Annotated in this window: 19 protein-coding genes and 1 tRNA gene; 4 read left to right on the forward strand and 16 right to left on the reverse strand. The window is 66.5% G+C overall.

Going from position 1 to position 21,105, the window contains the following annotated elements; genetic code table 11:
- Nucleotides 1–70: 70 nt before the first annotated feature.
- Nucleotides 71–823, reverse strand: coding sequence for a 23S rRNA (guanosine(2251)-2'-O)-methyltransferase RlmB (gene rlmB, locus EWE75_RS11985; RefSeq protein ID WP_130157719.1), 753 nt, complete (start codon nt 821–823; stop codon nt 71–73).
- 238 nt (nt 824–1,061) lie between these two features.
- On the opposite strand from rlmB, the gene EWE75_RS11990 reads away from it, so the two are divergent.
- The 3 genes from EWE75_RS11990 (at nt 1,062) to EWE75_RS12000 (ending at nt 3,464) form a co-directional block, all read left to right on the forward strand.
- Nucleotides 1,062–1,147, forward strand: a tRNA-Tyr gene (locus EWE75_RS11990).
- Nucleotides 1,148–1,306: 159 nt separating this feature from the next.
- Nucleotides 1,307–2,692 (forward strand): tyrosine-type recombinase/integrase, encoded by a 1,386-nt coding sequence (locus EWE75_RS11995; RefSeq protein WP_130157721.1) that lies wholly within the window; start codon nt 1,307–1,309, stop codon nt 2,690–2,692.
- A 31-nt stretch (nt 2,693–2,723) separates the two neighbouring features.
- A complete protein-coding gene (locus EWE75_RS12000) occupies nt 2,724–3,464 on the forward strand; it encodes a helix-turn-helix domain-containing protein (RefSeq protein WP_130157723.1) in 741 nt (246 codons plus the stop codon).
- A gap of 229 nt (nt 3,465–3,693) precedes the next feature.
- Here the strand turns inward: EWE75_RS12000 and EWE75_RS12005 are convergent, their stop codons facing one another.
- Nucleotides 3,694–4,899, reverse strand: a complete 1,206-nt coding sequence (locus EWE75_RS12005; protein WP_130157725.1) for a tyrosine-type recombinase/integrase — start codon at nt 4,897–4,899, stop codon at nt 3,694–3,696.
- 34 nt (nt 4,900–4,933) lie between these two features.
- Here EWE75_RS12005 and EWE75_RS12010 point away from each other — a divergent pair, with 34 nt between their 5' ends.
- Nucleotides 4,934–5,665 (forward strand): hypothetical protein, encoded by a 732-nt coding sequence (locus tag EWE75_RS12010; protein WP_130157727.1) that lies wholly within the window; start codon nt 4,934–4,936, stop codon nt 5,663–5,665.
- 107 nt (nt 5,666–5,772) lie between these two features.
- On the opposite strand, the gene EWE75_RS12015 is transcribed toward EWE75_RS12010, so the two are convergent.
- The 14 genes from EWE75_RS12015 to EWE75_RS12075 all read right to left on the reverse strand — a co-directional run bounded on the left by EWE75_RS12015 (nt 5,773) and on the right by EWE75_RS12075 (nt 21,104).
- Nucleotides 5,773–6,558: a DNA adenine methylase gene (locus EWE75_RS12015; RefSeq protein WP_130157729.1), complete on the reverse strand. Its 786-nt coding sequence runs from the start codon at nt 6,556–6,558 to the stop codon at nt 5,773–5,775.
- A 367-nt stretch (nt 6,559–6,925) separates the two neighbouring features.
- Nucleotides 6,926–7,195: a DUF7940 domain-containing protein gene (locus EWE75_RS12020; RefSeq protein WP_130157731.1), complete on the reverse strand. Its 270-nt coding sequence runs from the start codon at nt 7,193–7,195 to the stop codon at nt 6,926–6,928.
- Between the two features lie 11 nt (nt 7,196–7,206).
- Nucleotides 7,207–7,719, reverse strand: coding sequence for a lysozyme (locus EWE75_RS12025; RefSeq protein ID WP_130157733.1), 513 nt, complete (start codon nt 7,717–7,719; stop codon nt 7,207–7,209).
- A 25-nt stretch (nt 7,720–7,744) separates the two neighbouring features.
- Nucleotides 7,745–8,011, reverse strand: a complete 267-nt coding sequence (locus EWE75_RS12030) for a hypothetical protein (RefSeq protein ID WP_130157735.1) — start codon at nt 8,009–8,011, stop codon at nt 7,745–7,747.
- Nucleotides 8,011–11,808 carry an SGNH/GDSL hydrolase family protein gene (locus tag EWE75_RS12035; protein WP_130157737.1) on the reverse strand — a complete coding sequence of 1,266 codons (3,798 nt, stop codon included), beginning with the start codon at nt 11,806–11,808 and terminating at the stop codon, nt 8,011–8,013. Before EWE75_RS12035 ends, EWE75_RS12030 begins: the two co-directional genes overlap by 1 nt.
- 23 nt (nt 11,809–11,831) lie before the next feature.
- Nucleotides 11,832–12,005 (reverse strand): hypothetical protein, encoded by a 174-nt coding sequence (locus tag EWE75_RS25040; RefSeq protein WP_165388358.1) that lies wholly within the window; start codon nt 12,003–12,005, stop codon nt 11,832–11,834.
- Between the two features lie 2 nt (nt 12,006–12,007).
- Entirely contained in the window at nt 12,008–14,284 is a 2,277-nt protein-coding gene (locus EWE75_RS12040) for a hypothetical protein (RefSeq protein ID WP_130157739.1), read from the reverse strand.
- Entirely contained in the window at nt 14,281–14,715 is a 435-nt protein-coding gene (locus EWE75_RS12045; RefSeq protein WP_130157741.1) for a DUF6950 family protein, read from the reverse strand. The genes EWE75_RS12040 and EWE75_RS12045 overlap by 4 nt, the downstream gene beginning before the upstream one ends.
- Nucleotides 14,712–15,371, reverse strand: coding sequence for a hypothetical protein (locus EWE75_RS12050; protein ID WP_130157743.1), 660 nt, complete (start codon nt 15,369–15,371; stop codon nt 14,712–14,714). The genes EWE75_RS12045 and EWE75_RS12050 overlap by 4 nt, the downstream gene beginning before the upstream one ends.
- Nucleotides 15,372–15,374: 3 nt before the next feature.
- Complete coding sequence (locus tag EWE75_RS12055; RefSeq protein ID WP_130157745.1) at nt 15,375–16,001, reverse strand: hypothetical protein; 627 nt, start codon at nt 15,999–16,001, stop codon at nt 15,375–15,377.
- The gene (locus EWE75_RS12060) at nt 15,998–19,693 is read right to left on the reverse strand and encodes a tape measure protein (protein ID WP_130157747.1); all 3,696 of its coding nucleotides are present in this window, start codon (nt 19,691–19,693) and stop codon (nt 15,998–16,000) included. Before EWE75_RS12060 ends, EWE75_RS12055 begins: the two co-directional genes overlap by 4 nt.
- Before the next feature lie 94 nt (nt 19,694–19,787).
- The gene (locus tag EWE75_RS12065) at nt 19,788–20,021 is read right to left on the reverse strand and encodes a hypothetical protein (RefSeq protein ID WP_130157749.1); all 234 of its coding nucleotides are present in this window, start codon (nt 20,019–20,021) and stop codon (nt 19,788–19,790) included.
- A 148-nt stretch (nt 20,022–20,169) separates the two neighbouring features.
- Nucleotides 20,170–20,676: a hypothetical protein gene (locus EWE75_RS12070; protein ID WP_130157750.1), complete on the reverse strand. Its 507-nt coding sequence runs from the start codon at nt 20,674–20,676 to the stop codon at nt 20,170–20,172.
- Nucleotides 20,673–21,104, reverse strand: coding sequence for a phage tail tube protein (locus tag EWE75_RS12075; RefSeq protein WP_165388359.1), 432 nt, complete (start codon nt 21,102–21,104; stop codon nt 20,673–20,675). The genes EWE75_RS12070 and EWE75_RS12075 overlap by 4 nt, the downstream gene beginning before the upstream one ends.
- Between the last annotated feature and the right edge of the window lies 1 nt (nt 21,105).

A 21,105-nucleotide genomic window follows, 5' to 3' on the forward strand; every position in this document is an offset into this window, starting at 1 on the left:
TCTCCGTCGCCCCGCCCCGCCGCCGCCCCGCCCCCCCCCCCCCGCCCCCCCCCGCCACGAACGGCTTTTGTTAAGGCAAAACCCGCGTCGCCGCCGCGTAGAGCGCGATTGCGGCGGCGTTGGAGACGTTGAGGCTCTCCATGCGCGGTGAGATCGGCAAGCGACCGAGTTCGTCGCAATGCGCGGCGGTGTTCTGCCGCATGCCTTCGCCTTCTGCGCCGAGCACCAGCGCGACGCGCTGCTGCCCCATCGCCTGTTCGAGCGTCTGCGGTGCCTCGCCGGTCAGTCCGACGCGCCAGAAGCCGGCCTCGGCGATCTCTTCGAGCGCGCGCGCCAGGTTCACCACGCGCACCCACGGCACCATCTCCAGCGCGCCCGAGGCGGCACGCGCGATCGTCCCCGATTCGGGCGGCGCGTTGCGGTCCGGCGTGATGATGCCGAGCGCATCGAACGCCGCCGCCGAGCGCAGGATCGCGCCGACATTGTGCGGATCGGTCACCTGATCGAGCACCAGCAGCGGGCGGCGATCGTCAGCGCCCTGTTCGAGCAGATCGCCGAGCCAGATATCCTCGAGCGGATCGACCTCCGCCACCAGCCCCTGATGCGGCGCGTCGGACGGCACCAGCCGCGCCAGATCGGTGACTTCGGCATAGGTGATCGGGATCACCGGCGGGATGTCGAGGCTCGCCAGCGCCTCGCGCGTCGCCCACATCTTGCGCACGACGCGATCGGGGTTGGCGAGCGCGGCGATCACCGCATGGCGGCCCCAGAAGCGCGGCCGACCGGCGGGCGCCTGCGACGGGCGATGTCCACGCCGCGCCATCAGTTCGGCACTCGCCGGGCTTCAGGCGGGCAGGGAAGGGGAGGGAGATCGGCACAGGTCATCATGAAGCGTCGTCCGAATAAGCGAGGGGATCAACGTCCCCGGCGAGGAATCTGGCCGTTCGGTATGCGCCGCGCTGCCCGCATGCAAGTCTCGGCCACGATTTGCCGCTGTGGGGCGTTGACAGGGGGCTTCGAGGTCGGCATTGGCACGCCTCGCTTTTTTAGCGGCCCAATCTGGACAGGTGGCCGAGTGGTTAAAGGCAGCAGACTGTAAATCTGCCCGTGCAAGCGTACGCTGGTTCGAATCCAGCCCTGTCCACCAACCCTTCATCTCGGGTTGTTTCCCAACGGCTCAAAAACCGTTGTTTCCCCAGCGCTTGGGGGTTGCCGGTTGTCTCATTCGGCCTCAATCTATCTCTATCAAGCACGTGCGCGGTGGGGGCATTTTGGGGGCAGCGATCAGAAACGTTGGGGGCATCGCATGACGGGGGCATCCGTGCCGCCCGCGCCGGTGAAGAAGACCGACAAGCTCTCCGCTCTGGCGTGCCAGAAGGCCGCGCCCCGCGAGAAGCCCTACAAGCTGTCCGATGGCAAGGGCCTCTATCTGGAGGTGCTACCGAGCGGCGTGAAGTCGTGGCGGTGGAAGTATCGGATCGGCCCGAAGGAGAAGCGGCTGGTCTTCGGCACGTTCCCGGACGTGAAGCTGAGCGAGGCGCGCGAACTGCGCGAGGACGCGGCGCGCCAACTGCGGCAGGGGATCGACCCTTCGGTTCACAAGGTGCAGCGAGCGGCCGAGCATGTGGCGCGCGCAGGCAGCACGTTCGAGACGGTCGCGCGCGACTGGTACGCGAGCCAAGCGCCGGCATGGTCGAAACGCTACGCGAAGATCGTGATCGACAGTCTCGAGAAGGACGTCTTCCCGAAGATCGGCAAGCTGCCGATTCGCGACGTGACGACGCCGTTGGTGCTGAAGGTGCTGCGGCCGATCGAACAGCGCGGGGCGGTCGAGACGGCGCATCGCGTGCGTCAGCGGATCTCCGAGGTCTTCGCGCTGGCGGTGGGCAGCGGGATCGCGGACGGCGATCCGGCGGCGATCGCGGGGAAGGCGCTCGGCAAGGTACGCAAGCGGCAGTTCCCGGCGGTGCGCTCGATCGAGGCCGCGCGCGAGGTGCTCGAGGTCACCGAGGCGCAGCCGGGGCACCCGTTGACCAAGCTGGCGTCGCGGCTGCTGGCGCTGACCTCGGTGCGTTCGCAGATTGTGCGTGGCGCGATTCGCTCGGAGTTCGAGGATCTCGACGGCGCGGAGCCGCTCTGGCGCGTGCCGGCGGCGCGGATGAAGCTCATACAGGAACGCAAGGACGATCCTGCGATGGAGTTCCTCGTCCCGCTGTCGCGCCAAGCCGTAGCGGTGCTGAGAGCGGCGATGACGCTTTCCAACGGGCCGCTGATCTTCCGATCGGTCCGCCTCGCACGCAATCCGATCAGCGATGCGACGATCAGCAAGGTGTATCGCGAGGCGGGTCTGTCGGGGAAGCATGTCCCACACGGCTGGCGGTCGACGTTCTCGACGATCATGAACGAACTGGCCGAGGCGAAGAACCGCGTCGGCGATCGCGCGATCATCGACCTGATGCTCGCGCACGTCCAGCAGGGCGTCGAGGCGACTTACAACCGCGCCGCATATATGCCCCGCCGCCGCGAGATCGCGCAGGAGTGGGCGGACATGCTGACCGAGGGCCTCGCGCCGCCCGAATCGCTGCTCGACGGTCCGCGACAGCGGCCCAATCCGGCCTCGCACGGTGAGCGGGGCAGGGGCCACGGCGCGGCAGGCGCGCCAGTTCGCAAAGAGCCTCGGCGCAAGGCTTAGCGGCAAGGAGCGCGGCCGCGATCGGTGCGTGATGCGGAACAGCTACGACGTTGACGACGCACGGGCGAAACCCTGGGCGCCGATTGGCAAGGGGACGGTTGGGGAAGGGCTCGCGCATCGCGAGGCGCTGCTTCAGGCGGCCGAGGAGCATCGGCTTCAGCACTGGCGCGAGAATCCTCGCGCGAAGATCCGCGAGGCGAGGATACGGCGCGACGAGGTCGCGGCCGAGCTGGCGCGCATCGATGCCGGCATAGCGGCGCCGCCCGGCCAGGCCGCAGCGCTGCGCATGGAGAGATCCAAGCTCGAGCAGCTGCTCGATGCCGATCGCGAAGCGCTACGCCGAATCGACGTCACGATCCTCGGGGCGCTGATCAAACGGGTCGAGTTTCGCACCGGCAAGCTGTTCCCAGCGATCGACACGATCGCGGCTGACGCCGGTTGCCACCGCAACAGCGTGGTCGGCGCGCTTCAGCGGCTTCGCAAGCACGGGTTCATCGCCTGGGTGCGCCGGAGCATCGCCACCGGCAACGAAGGCGCGTTCGCGCCGCAACGCGAGCAAACGTCCAACGCGTACTTTTTCGACCACCGCCGCCAGATGGCCCGGCGGACGTGGCAGCGGTTCGTCCAGCTGCTCACGGCCAAGCTGCGCCGGCTGGGCAAGGTGCCCCCAACGGTCGCGCCTGGTGCCCCCACGGTGCCCGCAGCGGACCCTCACGGCCTGTACGAAGCCCTTGCCGCCCTTGGCGTTTCTGTCGCCAACGCGAGCACATGAAATGTACGCTATCCGCCTGCAGGGGATGAAGATGAAAAGGAATGGGATCGCTTAGGGCGATCCCATGCATAATTTGATGCTCCCCCGGCCGAAACGGCCCGCCCCACTCACCCGACCGCCAAGACCCGGCTGTCGGTGCGAGGCGGCTTGCGCCGCCCCGTGCTCGGCGAGGGGGAGGATCACGATCCGTGCCAAACGGGTTCGACCGGTCGCCCAGCCGCGCCGACGATCAGGCGGCGCATAGATCCTGGGCCCAGCGATCGAGGACGGCGCGACGCCGCTCCAACTGCTCGCTTCGGTTATATGCCGCCTCGACCTTCGCCTCTCGGCCGTCGTCGCGCTTTAGCGTGTGGCCGAGCGCTCGATCGATGACGTCGCGTTCCGCCGGCAGCGCCTCGTTCATCACCGTCGAGAACGTGGCGCGCCAGCCGTGCGGTACGTGCCGCCCGGCGTAGCCCGCGCGATCGTACAGGTCGCCGATCGCGCCCTCGGCGAACGGCAGATCGCCACGCGCGCCCGGAAAGATGAGCTCTCCGCCGTTACCGATCGCACGTGCGCCGCGCAGGATCTCCACCGCCGCCGGCGCGAGTGGCACGAGATGGTCGAAAGCCGCGTCGGCCTTCTTCACCCGGGCGAGCTTCATACGCGCCGCCGGCACGCGCCACACTGGGGCCGGGCCGTCGAGATCCTCGATCTCCGCCCAGCGCGCGCCGCGCAGCGCGTCCAGGCGCACTGCCGTCAAGGCGAGGAAGCGCGAGGCGAGCCGCACGATCGGCCGGCCGGCCGCGCGGTCGCAGGCGGCGAGCAGCGCGCGCGCGTCGACGATCGTCAGCAGCGCCGGCTGGCGCCGCCGGCGCGGCGCCGCCGCGAGCGCGGCCGCGACGGGCTTCGCCGGATTGGCCGTGGCTTGGTCGTGCGAGATGGCGAAGGCGAAGATCGCCTCGATGCGCTGGCGCAGTCGGCGCGCCGTCTCGATTCGGCCGCGCGCCTCGACGACTTCCAGGAGCTCGCGCACGCCGGACGCGCTAATCTCGTCGCAAGGGAACGCGCCGATCGGCGCGAACACGTCGCGCTCGAGGCTCGCGAGCACGTCGGCCGCGTGCGTCTCCGTCCATCCGGACTGGCGGCGCGCGTGCCAGGAGCGAGCGACCTGCTCGAACGTCATCAGCGCCGCGGCCGTCGCCGCCGGCGACGGGGGCTTGATGCCGCGCGCGATCTGCTCGCGCGCCACCTCGAGGTGCCCGCGCGCTGCATTGAGCGAGATTTCGGGGAAGCTCCCGATCGTCAGCAACTGTTCGGCGCCGGCGAGCCGATACTTGAGCCGCCACGTCGCGCGGCCGCTGGTGGCGACATGCAGGTGCAGCCCGCGTTCGTCGAACATTTTGTAGGCGCGCGAACGCGGCCGCGCGGCTTTCACCGCGGCGTTGCTGAGCATACAAGCTCCATCATTGAAGGGGAGGAAGCGTCAGATGTCGATCAGTGCGAGCACCGCGGCAGAAACTTACTGCTCACTCGGCGGGTGGTGCCTCGAGCCTGGTACTTGGGCGAATTGGGTATCGGGTATAGCTTCGTCGCTCGCGGTGTTGCTCGCTCTGTCGGGCTATTTTTTCGCGTTCCCAAAGGAGCGGCGCCAAAAAAGAGCCGAGGAGGTGACGACCGCGCGGCAGCTTGGATTTAAGATTTGGAGGCTTGGAGAACGAAACAGTTCGCTTAAGCCGGTCCTTTTTCAGGAGATTCCATTAAATCTAAGAGCGATGGAACAAGACAATCCGTTTCTCTGGATGGACCCGCCCGGCCCGGTCACACGCGACGAGGTGTTGCTTTTGGATCGTACTGAAATCGCTTTACTTATGAAATTTGGTGAGATCAAATATGCAGGAGAAATAACGATATCAGTCGAAAATTATCTTTCGAACCTGCATTATCTCGATCTTTGGAGAGAGATGCGAGACTCTCTTTTCTTGACCCTCAGGCCGGCCGAGAAAAAGATCGACGGCCACTTTCTTCATCCAATGAATCAGACGGAGGAAACCGAGTTCCTTCGGCGCGGGGTGCCCATCAATACTTTGATCGCCGACGCGCAAGAGGCTTGGACGCGTAACGACCAAAGGCTGAAAGAAATTGCTCTGAATTTCAAACCGCTGATGCAGAAGCATCTACGCAAGAAAATGCCGGGCTTCTCTTTTAGCGAAACGGACTGACGCGGCGGACAATCCCTCCGCCGCGTCGTGCGAGAACTGACGGTTTTCTGCGGTGTTCAGCGGTATCGGCGTGGGGGGCGTACCCCAGCCGATACCCCCATCAATCCTCAGTTTCGGACGATGAGCTCGCCGACGCGCAGTCCGCGCCCGGCGCTTGCTGAGCCCACACTATAGGTCGTCTCGATGTCCGAGAGACTAAAGCGGGCGAACGCCGCCCGGGCACCGGGCGTGTCGTTGATGGATAGAATGAACCGGCCGGCGATGCCGGCGAGCTGCTCGGCCAGGCGCTCGAAGTCCGCCCGCTCGAAGCCATCGCCATAGTCTTTTTCGCAATTCCAGTAGGGCGGGTCGAGGTAGAACAGCGTGTCGGCAGCATCGTAGCGCCGGATCACGTCGGCGTAGGGCAAGCACTCGATCGTCACGCCGGCGAGCCGTTCGTGGATCTCCGGGAGATACTCCCGGAGCTTGGTCACGTCGAAGCGACCGGGTGAACGGGTGACGCCGAAATTGCGGCCTGTCACCTTCCCGCCGAAGGCGAGCTTCTGAAGGTACAAAAAGCGCGCCGCGCGTTCGAGGTCGGTGAGCGTATCGGGGTTGACCGCCATCAGCCGCTCGAAGTCGACGCGGCTGGTAAGCTGCCATTTGAGCGTGTCGATGAACGCCTCGTAGTGGCGCTGCAGGATCCGGAACAGCGTGGCGACGTCGCGCGAGAGATCGTTGATCACCTCGACGGGCGCAGGCTGATGTCGCTTGAGGAAGATGCCGCCCATGCCGACAAACGGTTCGACATAGGTCCGGTGTGGCGTCTCGCCGATCAGGCCGACCAGGTGGCGGGCCAGATTACGCTTCCCGCCCAGATATGGCGCGGGTGTTCTCACAGCGATGCTGCTCATTCGTGTCTTCGTCCTTTGGGATGGAAGCACGTCGGCTACGCGCGCAGGTGGGCGCCGATCGAAGCGATCGGCGGGGCCGCGACAGAGTCGCGGATCTCGGTGGCGCAATAGGCGCCGAATTCAGGGAGTGGCTTCGGGGGAACACTGGGCCGGTACCCGGCAGCTTCGCCGCCTGGTACCGGGCGGTTAGCCGCGCAGAGCAAGGCAACTGCGCCCTACGTATTCCCCCGAAGGGTCTTCTATTTCGCAGGCCACCCGGAGAACCGGTGACCTTGCTGACCGCGCGCGCGCGGGTTCGACCTTTCGGCTACGTCCGATCGAACGGCCCGGCTATGCCAGCGTGCGCGAGGTGCGTCGAGAGTGATCTTCAGTCCGTCGCAGGTGCCGGCGTGGACGGCGGCGTCTGCCGCCAGAGCCGCACGACGATCGGCACCGCAGCGGCGATCACCCCCACCACCGGCGGTGCAAACGGCACCAGAGCGGCCGGCAGCACGGCCACCACCTGACCGACGATCGTCGGATCGGCGACGACGCCGGCGACGATGACGCCGCCGGCGATCGCCAGTTGGGCCGAGGCGAGCTTGTACCAGCGCTTCGCGTCATCGATGAGCAGGCGCTTGAGGTTCAGTTTCAGCATAGGTCGCTCCTTCAGAGGTCGGTCAGGCACATCGCGCGCTCGCGCGCGCGACGCTTCGCAAGGCCAGCGACGACGACCAGCTGGCCGCGCACGCGCGCCTTGTTGAAGAGGAGGATGGCGTCACAGCCGCCGCGCCAGTCGCGCGCGTTGAACTTCCGCGCGATCGTCGATTTGCAGAAGGCGGCGACGCCGATGTTGAAGGCGGTCCGCGTCGCGGCCGCGAGTTGGTAGCGCCGATCGGCAAGCGTCGGCGTGCAGGCGAGCACGCCGCGCAGGTGCGTCTCGGCGTCGCCGGCGAGCTTCGCCTCGCAGTACGCATCCGACCGGGTGACGCCGACGCGGACCTCCGGGCCAGTATGGCCGAAGCACTCGGTCGGGATCCTGGCAATATCGAGGTAGCCGGTGTTTACCTTGCCCTCGTCAACCTTCAGCGCCGGTACTGCCAACGCCAGGGCCGCGAGCGAGACGGCACTAAGGGCGCCGGCGATCGCGCGCGCGATCCCCGGCGTGGAATTCATCGCCATCGTAATTCTCCTTGGGGATTGCCGCCTAGTCGGCGGTGACTTCGGGCGCGGTGGCGCGGATCGCGCGCTGCACGTTTGCCGAGCCGTGGATCAGCAGCGCCGTCTCGAGGCGCATGATCTGCTCGCGGTTGGCGAGGTTATCGGCCTTCAGCTGCGCAATCTGCGGCTCCCAAAAATACCGCCACAGGAAACCAGCGACGGCGAGCCACATCAGGGTTGCCGCCGACCAGCCTGCGCCGAAGGCGAGCGCGAGCAGGCCGCCGGAGGAGCCGGTGTAATCGAGATCGCGCATCAGTATGGAACCACGGCCTGGATATGCGCGCCGGCATAGGCTGCACCGCCCCTGATGCCCTCGGGATGATAGTCGTCGCTCTGAAACCACACGCGCCCGGACGTGTTGCCGGTGTAGCCGTACTCGGCGTAGGTTTCGCCGAACGCCTCCTGCATGTTGATGTGCGCCCACTTCTGCGCGCCGGCGACCGCCCGTACCGCCTCCGCATAGGCCGGCATCGGCGGCACCGAGTATTTTCCGTTGATGGGCGGCGTACCGAGCAGAATATCGGCATGGGGCACTGCCGTTTTCGCCAGCAGGCCGATCGCCTGCATGTTCGCGCCCATCGTTGCCGCTGGCCGCGCTCCGCTCTGGTCGTTCGTGCCAAGCTCGATGTCGAACAGGGTCGCACCGATCGAGGGCGGATCGATCAGCGATGCCCATGCCGCCGCGAGCTGGGCCTGATCGACGGCCAGCCAGTGCGACGTCTGCGAACCAGAGCCGCCGAGCTTGTGGATATACGCGCCGGACAAAGCCGTCCGCATATCGCATCCGGGAATGGTGGCGGTGCCGGTGTTGAACTTGACCGTAAAGTACCACGTGCCGGCCGGCGGGGTGATGACGACCGTCTGGTGGGTGCCCGGCGTGCCGCTCAGCGGCAGGTTGGTGACCGTGCCGCCGAAGTCATAATCGACCGAGGTGTTCGCAGCGGCGATATAGTGCAGCGTCAGCTTCGCGATATCAACGGTGCCGACATAGCGGGCGCGAATCGCGTCGCCCGCTGCCTGTAGGACGATCGCCGCAAGGTCGGGACTGCCGTTCTGCGCGTTGTAGACCGTGCCGGGCGCGCCCAGCGAACTCATGTTCACCAGATCAGGGCGCGCGCTCCCGTTGAATGAGGTCGGTTGCCCGACCTGATAACCAAAGCCACACCAGCCCGGCCCCGCGTTGCCGTAATCGTCCTGCATGGACATGGCATATTTCTGCATCCAGCGCGGCGCCGACGCCATGTAGCTGTCCCCGACGTGCAGAGACCCCCAGGTCGCGGCATCTGTCGAGAGGCCCCGCTTGAGGAAGTTCAGCTTGGCCAGGACCATCTTCGTCGCGCGTAGCCGCTCGGGCATGTACAGCAGGCCCTTGGGCTGACCTGCCGCGTACAGTGCCTCATTCACCTGTGGCGCGTTGCTCGGCGGCGAGGCCGGGAGAGCGCTCGGATCGATCGTGTAGCCAAAGGCCACATAGCTGGTCGGCGCCGATCCCGCCTCGAACTGGAAGGTCGCAAGCGCCGCCGTCGAAACGGTAAGACGAGCGAAGGCGGCGCCTGCGGGCGCGGTGACAACGGCGCCGTCTGCGGTCGATTGCCCTGAGATAAACACCTTGCCCGCAGTGTACCATGCCATCTGGTTGGCGAAGCTGCGCGCGTAGGTGGTGCCAGCGACAACCGGGATGAAACCGGTCGCGACATAGTTCGCGTTCGCGGTCAGCGCTCCACTGCCAGAACTGACGTAATTGCCGGGCGCTACGTCCGCATCGCCGGGGTTGAACAGGTTGCGGCTGGCGTTGGCAAAAGTGACCTTGGAGATCGGGACCGACTTTTCCTGAAGAGCTTGTCCGCTCAGCACGGACAATGCCGTGTTCGAAAGCAACGCGGCAAGCGCCGCCGGCAGGGCGGCCAACGCTATCACCGGCGCATAAGCCGCATAGGCCGTCGCTACCGCGCCAGCTTCGAACTGGAAGGTCGCGAGCGACGCGGCCGCTACGCTCAGCCGGGCATACGCCGCGCCCGCAGGTGCCGTAACGATAGCCCCGTCCGCCGAGCCTTGCCCGGAGATGTACTGTTTGGCGGCGTTGAACCAAGCCATCTGGTTCGAATAGCTGCGCGCATAGGTGTTGCCGGCATTGACGGGAATGAACCCGGTGGCGGTGTAGTTGCTGTTGGCCGTGAGCGCGCCATTGGCCGAACTGACGAAATTGCCAGCCGCTACGCCCGGGTCGGCTGGATTGAAAAGGTTCTTGCCGGCCTGGACGAAGCTCATCTTGGACAGGCCGAGCGAACCATCCGGCAATGCCGCTGCCGGCAACGATCCGGGAACACCCTGGATCAGTCCCGCAAGGGCGGCCGGCAAGCTGCCGGTGCCAACCACCAGATTGTAGGGCGCAAAGGCAGTCGGCGCAGATCCGGCTTCGAACTGGAAAGTCGCGGCGGAGGCAGTCGCGACGCTGAGCCGGGCGAAAGCCGCGTTGGCGGGGGACACAAGAACGGACCCGCCCGCAAAATCGACGCCTGAGATGAACGTCTGCGAGGCATCGTACCATGCCATCTGATGCGCGAAGCTGCGGGCATAGGTCGCGCCGCCCACAACGGGGATGAACCCCGTGGCGGTGTAGTTCGCGTTCGCGGTCAGCGCCCCCGAGACGCTGCTGACATAGAAACCTGCCGTGAAGATCGCAGGATCGGCGAGGTTGCGGTCGGGTGCTGTGAACGACAGCTTCTTCTTGGAAAGCGTGCCGTCGCGCACCATCGCGTCGATGATCTGCGGCAGAAGCGAGGCCGGCACGAACCGACCGTAGGGGATGAAGGCGGTCGCCGCGCCGCCCAGTTCGAGTTGGAAGCTCGCCTTGGTGGCGGTCGCGATGGTCATGCGGACGAACGCAGTCCTGGCCGGCGTCGTGAAGGTCGCGTTCGAAGTGCCCCCGGCGATCACGGTCTTCGCCGCGTCGAAATAGCACATCTGATTCGCGAAGCTGCGCGTGTACGTGGTGTTCGCCAGCACCGGCACATAGTCCGTGACCGAATAGGTCGCGTTGGCGGTGAGCTGGCCGGCCGCATTGATGTAAAAGCCATCCACGACGCCTGGCGCAAAGGCGTCCGCTTTGTTTTTGCCGAGCGGCGCCACGGCATCGAGCACGGCCTGCGCGCGACCGTCCGCATAGGCGGAGATCTCCGCCGAGGTCGGCAGGCCCGTCCACGTCACGAGATCTGTGCCGAGGACGAAATCCCGCCCCGACACGCCGGTGCCGTCGTCGCCAAGCACCTTGCGGCGCATACCCGCCTTGCGGCGGGCCACGGGGATGCCAGTCGCCGGATCGGTGCTCGACAGAGCCGCGAGCGTCGCGATCGGAGCGTAGCCGCCGGCGACGTTCGTGTCGTCGACGAACGCGGCAGCGCGCGGCGCTGCAAGCGAGCCGATTTGCTCAGCTGCTGCGGTGGCGGCGTCGGTCGCCTGCTGCGCCTTGGTTTCAGCATGCGCGGCGGCCTCGACTGCGGCAGCGGCCGAACCGTCCGCCCGATCGAGCAGCGGCTGGATTAGCGCGGCGCCGGCGAGCGTTACCGTGAGATCGGCGCCGACGAGAGTCGCGACCGCGTCGGCACCGGGCAGCGGGTCGTTGACTAGTGGGGCCAGCGACGCCGACTTCGTCACCGTCGCGGACACAGTCACCGGGCCGTAGAACCAGCGATCGGTGGTTCGCCCGGCTGGGGTGACGAACATATCCCAATAGACGGTGAGATCGTCGCCGAGCTCGGCCGCCGGTGGAAGCTGGCCCGCACCGGTGCCGGTCGTCATGGCCGGGATCTGCAGGCGAATCCAACTCACCGGCAGCGTGCCGCTGGTGTCAGTCGCCACTAGGCGCACGCCGGCGATCGTCGCGTCGGTCACCTTCGGAAGATCGACGATCGGGTCGCCCGGCGCATCGCGCGTCAGGCGGATCTGCGCATGCAGGTCCGCGCCGGTGAGATCGATCCCGATGACCTCGATCGTGAAGATGCGCGGCGCACCACGATCGATGCCGAACGGCACCGATTGAGCATTGATCATGATCGGTTGTCCTTTGGGAGAGATCAGGCGATCGGCACGACGGCGCCATCGACCACGCGGTGCTTGGCGTCGAAACCGATCGGTGGGCGCTTTTCGAGCTCGACGAACGGGCGGGGATCAGCCTCCAGCGAGGCACGATCGCCGGAAGTGCATTGTTCGATCGCGCCGGTCGCGGGGTCGTAATAGGCGACGTGCATCGTCACTCTCCGTAAAATCTGAGGATCGTGACGAAGCGGTTCCCGGCGGAGACGGACTCGTCTGTCGCGGACTGAAGCGAGATCACATACGTGCCGCCCGGCCTGTCGATTTCGCCGCTGAGCGCGACCGAGTCGGCAGTCTTCTGGCCACCGCCACTGGATACAATCTCACCATCGATCATCAGGCGAGCATTCCAGGTCTTGTCGCCGTCCGGGAAACTCTGCTGCAGCGTCGCGATCGCGGTGATCGAGCCGGGTCCGGAAAGGACGGCCGATTGCGACCACAAGGTCTTCCACGTGGTGCCACCGCCGCCCGCGATCGGCGTCGAGGCGGTGCCGCTGATCGGCAGGCTGACCGAGTTCGGCGCGCCGGGCTTGATCGGCGCCTCGAAGCTGCCGGCGGTGACCGGGCCCAGGATCAGGCGATCGCCCGTAACCCCGCGCATACGATAGCGCACGCCGACCTGATATTGCGTGCCGGGCGTGACACCGGAGAACTCCTTGTGCGTCGTCGTCGGGGAATCGATCGAAGCGCCCCGCCACCCGTCGCCTGCAGATTGCGCGGGATCATACGGTCGGAAGTCGAAGACGACGGCGTCGGCGCTGGGGATGCCGACCGCTCCGGTCAGCGACAGTATGGGAAGTTGCGCGCCATTGTCGGCGATCGTGGCGCCGACCAACGTCCACTCCTCTGCGCCTGGCGCGGGAACGCTTTCGTCATATACGAGCGACGCGATCGGCGGCGCGACGCCGGTCTGCCCGAGCGCATAGGCGTGCTTGCCGTCGGTTTCGCCGGCGACGGTATAGGTGACAACGCCCGACTGCGCCTCGATCGCGCGGCCGGTGATCAGCACCTTGATCGAGAGATCGTCTTCAGGCTCGAAGGTGACGCAATCGCCGACCTTGTAGTTCAGCCACCAGGGCTTGAGCGGGATCGTGCCCGGGCCAGCCTCCCGCGCATCGTAGATGTCGTAGATCGCCAACTGCGACACCTGGTGGACGTCCTGCACCAGTTGGTAGGTGGCGTCCTGCGTGCGCTCATCGCCATCGAGCGCCACGAAGTCGGCGACCTGGACAATGTCCGCCGGCACGATCTCCCAATCGTGCGCCTCTGAGCGATAGCTCGGGATGATGCCGTTGATACGGGCGCGCCGGCGCTGCGTGCCGGCGAAACTGCACTTGCCGACGATATCGTCGCGCGTGATCGTGGCGAGGCTCACGCGCGGCGCGCGGTTGATCGCGGTGATCACGCCGCCGATCAGCGCCGGCTGCGCGCCGCCCGCCTGAAGCATCAGCTTGAGGCTGTTCCAAAGCGTATCCGGCCGCGTGACGATCTGGCCGCCGATCGTCCAGCCGCGTGCGTCGTCGAGGTTCGCGCCCTCGACGAAGCTGGCGACGTCGACGCCGGTGATCTTGGCGCGATCGACGAACTTCGAACCGCCGATGCCGGCGACGCGCTTGCCGTTCTGGTAGCGGCCGAGCGTCCAAGTCAGCGCGTGAAGGTGCGGGTTCTCCGACCAGACATAGGTGTCTTCCAGGAACGCGCGGCACGGCCCGGAACCGCCGGGGTAGGTGCTGTCGAGCCGCGGATCGTAGACCTTGGCCCAATGCCCGATCCAGCCCGGTGCAGGCTCGGCGGTGAGGCCGTCCTTGTCCTTCGCGTCATAGGCGAGGGTGGTCATCACCGCCGACATGCCGGACAGCTTGTGCGCCGAGGTCCAGCCGGTCGGCTGGTCGATCGGCGGAACCAACGCGCTCGGCTCCGGGCATGCGCCCAACTGCGTGCGCTGGTAGATCTGGTTGCGGTACGTGCCGATCGCGTTGCCGCCGGCGTCAAACCCGACCGTCGTCTTGTTGTAGAACGACGTGTCGATCGACGCGGCGGTGCAGATACCCAGCACCGTCACGAAAGTCTGGAACTTGTTGCTGGGGCCGTGCCCGCGCCGGTAGACGATGTTCCCCGACACAAGCGTCCGTCCCATCGCGTACGGCAACCCAGCGTAAGGGTCGGCTTTCCACTTGGTTTGCGAACCGCCTTGCGACGGTTTGGGGAATAGTCCCTCGACCAGACTGAGCCCTTGGCCCAGCGTGTACAGCGCCGCGCTGGCGATGAGGCCGGTGAACGCCGTCGCCGCAAAGCCGCTTAGCCCGATCGCGCCGGCGACGCCGCCGATCGCGCCAAGCGTCGCGCCAAGGGAGAAGCCTGCGGCCAGGCCAACGCCGGTCGCTGCGAGCGCGACGGCGCCGACGACGATCGCGGCGATCTTCAGTACCTTCATCGTGGATCGGCCCGCCACGCGGCCGTCATCTGCAGAGGCTGCATAACGACCACGCCGCCGGCGACGTCGTCGTGCCAACCTGCGACCCGACCGTTGCCCATGCAGATCACCAGCGCGCCGAGCTCGTGCTCGGCCGGCATCAGGATGATATCGCCGACGATCGCCGCCGCCGGCGTGATCCGCTCGAGGCCGAGCGCGTCGAGCGCGTCCGAGATCGAGGCATGCCCGGCCTCGCGCAGCCGCTTCGTGGCGGTGACGACCGAACGATAGCTGCCCGAGGGTGGCAGCTTCACCTTGTAGCCCAGCCGGCGCAGATGCATCGCCGTCATGCGGACGCAATCAGCCGTGCCGAGCTTCAGCGGCCGCGTCGACCAGGCGTCGAGCGTCGCCTGCGCCGCGTCACGGCGCCGGATAAGGGCGTGGTCGGTCATGTGCGGTTCCCGGTGATCGCGCCGAGCGACGGGTTATTGGTGCGCGTCTCGATCGCGCTGGTGTCGAGCTTCTGGCCCCACGGCACATAGGTCTCGACCGCGGTGACGAAGGCGAGGCCGAGCTCGCCGGGCCAGACATGCTGGTGGAAGGCGTCGGAGAGGCGCAGGCCCTCTTCGGTCGCGAACAGCCGTTCGGCGATCGAAGTGACGGTGAACTCGAGCCGCCGATCGTTGCTGTCCCAATTGACGGTCGGCACATCGAGCTCGCCGACGAACAGGACATATGGGGTCGGCACGACGAGGCCGGTCCACATGTCTATGCAGCCCATGCTGATCGTTACCGGCGAGCCTTGCACCGCCGGATCTACGAGCTTCGCCAGCGAGGCTGTTGCCGAGGGGATCAGCCCGAGCGAAACCGAGGGCGCGGTGCCGCCAAGCGCGTCGGCGAGGCCCTTGATCGTGTCGAGCACGCCATAGACCGGATCGCGGCCGACGAACTTGCGCGCGGTGGTAGGCGAATTCGGGATCATCAGTTCGCCGGCGCCATCGAGCAGCAGCAGGTCGTAATTGTTGGGCAGGTTGATCTCGACCGCGCCGAACAGCAGCGGTCGCTCGCCGCGGAGCGCCGCGGCGAGTTGGGGCGACAGTTCTGACATGCGCTATTCGTTTTCGGTGATCGTGATGGTGCCGAAGGTCGACCAAGGCGCGGTGTCGCGATCTTGGCCGATCTTGTTGGATCCACCCATCGACAGAGAACCTTCGATCATCGGCTTGCCAAATTCGCAGGCATCGCCATCGACGGGGATCGCGCGGAGCATTGGGAATATCGGGAGCAACAGTCCTCCGTCCGCCCCAGCCGTTCCCTGATCGGCGGCGAAGTAGATGAAGCGATGGCCGAGGTGGACCAGGCTGAACGCCTGCCCGAACTTGACCGTATAGCGCGGCGTGAACCCCCGCATGTTGAGGAGCATGCCGCTCTGGCCGGTGCCGTTGACGACCGGCGAGCCCGGCGCGCCGATGACGAAACCGTCCTGTCCGAAGGGCAACAGCGCACCGAAAAGCTTGGCGAGCTTGAGCTTAGCTGCCCAGATCCGGCCGTGAGGCTCGGTCAGCATCGGGGGCATGACGAAATCGAGCGAGTGACGTGTGCCGAGCCGCATCAGCGTCTGCACTGCGCCGCCATTCTGCGGGGTGAGCGGGCCACCCCAATCGAGCATGGCCGGCGTGTCGGTTTTCAGCGCGGGCTCGGAAGGAAGTAGGATCGGACCAGTGATTGGATAGCTCATGTCGGGATCCGCTGAAGCGCAGCTTCGGCGCTTTCCTGCTGTGCCATCTGGCTACCGGAGACGATCGCGGCCTGCGCGAGCGGCGCTGCGGCGCGTTGGACGTGCACGTCGAACAACTCCGACTTGTCGACCGCGACATAGATGAACTGGGGCGGGATCGCCGCGCGCTGAGCCTCGCCGATCGCGCGCATGTCCGGCACGGAGGGCTGCACGAGCGCGGCTGGATTGATCCGCCCGCCCGCCGCTAACCCGCGAATCCGCTTCCGCAGTGTGCCGCGGTTCATGGCGTCAATGACCGGCCAATACTCGCGCGTGGCGCGTTCGTTGACGATCGACTCGCCGTTCGACACCATCAGCGGGTCGCGGCCGTCAATCAGCGCGAAGATGCTGTCCGACGTGCCGGTGCCTTCGCCGCTGATCTTGCCACCGGTCGCCTTGCCGGGGATCTTGCCGCCGGTGGAGAGACCGAGCGGCGCCCCGATGATGCTGAGGATCAGCTTTTCGGTGCCGATCTTGATCAGGTCGCTCAAGACAGTGCCAAGCACGCCATGAAGGTGCAATGCCGCGACGGCTGCGCTCTGGAAATCATCCGCCACGCCCTTGATCGCGTCGGTCTTCAACCCATCGAACGCGGTGCCGAGATCTCCAACGTCGCTCGACAGCTGGCGGCGATATTGCTCCATCGGGCCGGCGTTCTGAACCGCAACTGCCGTCTGTTTGACCGCGTAGCGATCGTCGAGCGTGTCATAATCGAGCTTCGCCTGGGCGCGTTCGCCCTGCGACGCGCCGCTGTTCGCTGCCAGGATCCGCTCGAGGCGGATTTTCTCCTCCTGCTTCTGCAGGTCGAGCAATTCGAGTTCTTTGGCCGCGCGATCCTTCGCGGTGGTCGCCAGCTGCTCCTCGACACCAACGGAATCGCGTTTGATGTCGATTTGGTGGGCTGCGAGCGCGGCCGCGTCGTCGTCCTTCTGGCGCTGCTCCTTGAGATTGATGACCGCAGTCTGCGCGATCGCAGCCCGATCGTTCAGATCTTGAAGCGCCTTCACGCGCGCCGCCGCTGTCTTGGGATCGCCGAACCGGCCCTGTTTCGCCTGTTCGGCCAGTTCGTCGTTGCGGTTCTTGCGGTCAGCCTCGACGCGGTCACGCTCGATCTGCGCGCGCTCGGCCGCCGAGTTGGTCAGATCGGCGTGTGCCGCTGCCAGCGCATCGTTGGCCTGGCGCTCGGCGGTCATGTAGGCGCGGGTATCGGCCGCCTCGTCTTTGACCGCTGCGGCCTGCCGGCGCGCCTCCGCCTTCGCCTGAGCATCCGCACGCCTGCCCGCGGCCGCGCCGGCCTTCGCGTTGCCGGCGTCGATCTTGCTCTGCCCGGCAGCGCGCAGCTGCTCGGCGTCCTCACTCGACTTGGAGCGCGCTGTCTCGTCGGACAGGCCGGCCTTGCGGTAAGCCTGGTATTGGGTGAGCTCGTAGACCTGTGCCTTGAGCTTGTTGATGTCGGACTTGTTGCCGCCGGCCTGCGCGATCCGCAGATCGTTGCGCATCTCCAGCAGCTTCTGCGGAATATCGACGCCGCCGGTCGCATCACTGCCGGCGTAGACCGGTAGCGAGAGGCCCTTCAGCCGGTTATATTCGGTCCGAGCGCTCGCCTGGTCTTGCTGCGCCTTCGCGATCGCCGCCCGATCGGCTGCGTCGGCCGCCGAATCGCTCGAGCCCCGCGCCACCACTACGCCGTTGACCACTTGGGCGTACTGCCGCCCCGCGATGCGGCTCGACGCTTCGCGGATCGTCTTCTGCGCGTTGTTCTGGACGTCAGCCTGGGATTGCAGCGCGTCCTGCTTGCGCTGACGCGCGAGCTCGCGGAGGTTTGCCGCGGCTTGGCCCACAGCGCCGGCGAAACGCGCCATTCCGCCCGCTGCCGTCGATGCCGCGCTGCCACTCTGCGCGATGGCCGTTGCAGCGGCCCTCCCGTAGATCGAGGTGCGCTCGAGCGCCGCGGCAGCTTCCTTGTGTCGCTCAGTAAATGCTCGGGTCTGCTCCTGCGCGCGTCCCGCTTCGCCGCTGTAGTGGATGATCGCGCCGACCAGGGCGGCGATCGCGATCAGGGGCACCGCTCCGGTGACCAGATTGAGCGCGCCGGCGAACAGCGAGGAGGCCAGCGCGGCTGCACGTGCGCCGATCGTGGCGGCCGCCGTCGCCGCCGCTGCAGCTTCCGCCGCAACGGCCGCGCGAGCCTGCGCGATCGCGAGTTCCTGCTCGGCCGCTGCCAGTTCGACGGTCACGACCGTTTGGCGAGCGCGCATATCGGCTACACGCTGCGCGGCGAATGCGGCCCGGTTCTCAGCCTCCACCTGGGCTTTGATCGCGGCCGTGCGGCCGACGGTGTTGTTGATGTTCGAATTCGCGGCAAAAGCCGCCTCCGCCCGTTTCGCTGCGGCAAGGGCGTTCGTTTCCACGATCGATTCTTGAAGTGCTGCCCGTTCTGCGGCCCGCGCCGCGATCGTCCTCTCGATAGCGGTCACCTCGGCAGCAGCTTCAGCCTGCGCTGCAACGGCAAGGCGCGCGCGGATGCCGATCTGGTCGACGTAGGCGGCATTCCCCTGCAAAATCGCCGCGATCGTACCTCGCTGCGCGCCGAGTGCGAGATCAGCACCGGCGAGCACCGCCGAGCCGGCCTTGACGGCGCCATAGGCCACAGCGATCGACGTGAGAGCGGGGAGCACCGTGTCCAAGTTGTCAGCGAGTAGCTTGATACCGCCGCCGAACCGAGCGGTCGCCGACAGGCTCTCGTCCGTCTGTCCGATGTAGCGCCCAAGCGCATTGTCGAGCACCTGAAGCGAAGCGCTGATCGTCAGATTGGCGCTGCCGGCGCGTTTCTCGAGCACTTCCTGCGCCTTGACGATCTCGGCGAAGAAATCGGCGCTGGTCAGCTTGCCGGCGAGCATCTCCTTGCGGATATTGGCGACCGAACCGGCATATTTATCCGACGTCGCTGCCACCGCCTGAAGCAACGGGTACAGCCCGGTCGTAACCGAGTTGTATTCCTGGGCGTGAACGACGCCGGAGTCGAGCGCCTGGCCCAACTGGATGATCGTGTCCTTGGCGGACTCGGCCGAGCCGCCCTGTACCTTCACCGCTGCCGCGACGGCGTTGCTGAACTTGAGGACGTCGCCATCCGTAGCGCCGATGCCGTGGGCGGCCTGCGCAGCGCGCCCGTATAGGTCGCCGATCGCTTCGACGTTCACGCCGTACTTCTGCGCCGTCGCGAAAAGCGCCTCTTGCGTAGCGGTGAGTCGCGCGCCTTCGAGGTTGGCGACCCTCAGCGAGTTGGTGAAGCGGGTGTAGCCGTCCGCATATTCCTTGACCTTATCGACCGCGAACACCGCCGCCAGCGCGCCACCGGCGCGCGTGAAGGCAGTCGCGATCGCGTTTGACGATGCCTCGACCTGATGCTGGATCCGCACGGTCGTCGCGCCGATCGACGTGATCCGCGCGTTGGTGCGGTCGATCGCGGGCACGATGCGCTCGATGCCGCGCCCGAGATTGTTGAAGCCCCGGTCGGTCGCGTCGAGTGAGCGCTGCGCGCCCTGCTGGAATCGCCCGACCTCCGCTACCGCGCGATCAAGATTGCGGCGCAGAAGCTCGGTGGTCGCGTCCACCTGGAGCAGCAGCTGCCGGATGTCAGGGCTATCGGCCATGACCTCTCCTTGCGCGCATGGCGACGGTCGCCGCGCCGAGCGGCGAGACGATCAGGTCGCGATTATAGGGGGCGGCGGCGAGTTGCCGCCGGCGTCAGCTGACGGAGCGGAGATCCGTCTCGTAAATGCGGATGCGCTGGCCGTTCTTGCAATCCACGTCGAAGCCAATGTCGGTCGGCGTGCTGCGGTCCATCGCCAGGCTTTCGACACTATCGCATTTCGGCTCGCGCGCCGCCCTGATCGCGGCCGGACGCTGCTCGGCCGAGATCTGCGATATGCGCGGCGCGCCGAAATCCTCATACCAGCTTGGCCACTGATCTCGCGTCATCTTATACGCGATGTCGGCCGGCACCAGCTGCTCGGCTTCCTCCTTAGACCGGAGGCCACCGGCGCATCCGCTGAGCGCCAAGACTAGGCAAAGAATTGCTGCGGAGCGCATGAGGCGACGACTATCGCGCCTCACGTCTCCGGGCAATTCATTTGCTTCCAGGCTTCGAACGCCGCGAAGAACTCGTGCGACGTGCTCGACCAGAACTTGGCGGCGTCCCATCCGAGGGCGGCGCCGGCGACCCCGGCGAGTTTTCGCCGATACCGGGCGGGGTCATCATCTCCGGGATCGGCTTCAATTTTCCCGAGGCTTCGACACCTCCGGAGGCGGCGTTCAGCAGCACGATCGCGAGGCGCGGCAGCACCAGCATCACGCCCATCGCGTAGATGAGCTTGCCGATCTTGTCGCGTTGAACGCCGACGACGCTGCTGGTCTTCGTTTCCTTGCCCCAGGCACGGATGAGCTCGGTCGTGACCGTAGCGGCCGCGTCGAGCTTCAGAGCGCCACTGTCGGCCGCAAGCGCGAGGTCAGTGAGCGACAAGCCGGTCTGCGCCTCGCACGCCACCACAGCCTCGTAGGACGGGCGCAGAACGAAGGTGGTGCCGGCGAGGTCGAGCTCGACCTCGCCGCGCACCGCGTTCGCGAAATCGCTCACTTCAGGGTGTCGACCGTCGGCGCGCCGGCGAAGTTGAAGGTGGTATCGAGACTGACGACGCCATCCTTCGGGTAATCGTCGTTGAAGTCGCCGCACCACACCGTGCAGGCGAATACGGTATCGTCCTCGGTGCCATCGAGACCACCCTTGCGAACCTCGATGCCAAAGTTCTGCGGCGGCGCGCTCTTGCCGACGGTTTCGAAGGCCGTGTAGCCCGCATCCGGCAGTTCAGGGTTGAGCTTGAGGGTCGCCGAGCCGGTTCGATTGCCGCCAGCCGAGGTGTCCCATCCGCCAGACGTCTTCGACGAGGTGTCGATCGACTTGGCGCCGCGCTTGATCGAGAGATCACCTTGCCCGAGGACGGGAACGGCCGCCGCGGCGCCAATCTTAACCCAAAGCAGATGATCGTTGCCGAGCCTGATGCCCATT

Origin of the sequence: Sphingomonas populi, assembly GCF_004208535.1 — a bacterium.
Taxonomy (GTDB): domain Bacteria; phylum Pseudomonadota; class Alphaproteobacteria; order Sphingomonadales; family Sphingomonadaceae; genus Sphingomonas; species Sphingomonas populi.